Origin of the sequence: Burkholderia sp. SIMBA_051 (assembly GCF_046534915.1) — a bacterium.
Taxonomy (GTDB): Bacteria; Pseudomonadota; Gammaproteobacteria; order Burkholderiales; family Burkholderiaceae; genus Burkholderia; species Burkholderia ambifaria.
Genome location: NZ_JAWRXS010000132.1, coordinates 1 through 319, shown reverse-complemented (window position 1 = coordinate 319; position 319 = coordinate 1). Strand labels below are relative to the sequence as shown.

The 319-nt window shown below is 63.0% G+C and carries 1 protein-coding gene; it reads right to left on the bottom strand.

The window, feature by feature from the left end; genetic code table 11:
- Positions 1-319 (bottom strand): OmpW/AlkL family protein (locus SB771_RS33885; RefSeq protein ID WP_410721902.1); only part of this gene is annotated, 319 nt, incomplete at both ends.

Sequence of the window (319 nt, the reverse complement as noted above, 5' to 3'; positions counted from 1 at the left end):
ATAGGGGCGAATGCGCCCGGCATGGTTGAAGTGATATTGCAGCAGCAGCGTGGGCGGCAACACGTTCACGCCGCCGAGATTGCCGAGGCTCGACGTCAGTTGATGGCGCGACGTGGCGAGAATCAGCTCGACGCCGAGATAATCGCGGATCATGTAAGTCAGATCCAGTTCCGGCACGATCGCGTTGTTCACGCCCACGTTGAGCGCCGACAGCGATTGCGTGGTGTCCACGTTCGGCATGATGCTGATCGCGCGCAAACGCACCAGCACGTCGCCGGCGTGAATGCCGCTGATCGGATCGTCGCCCGCGGCCTGCGCC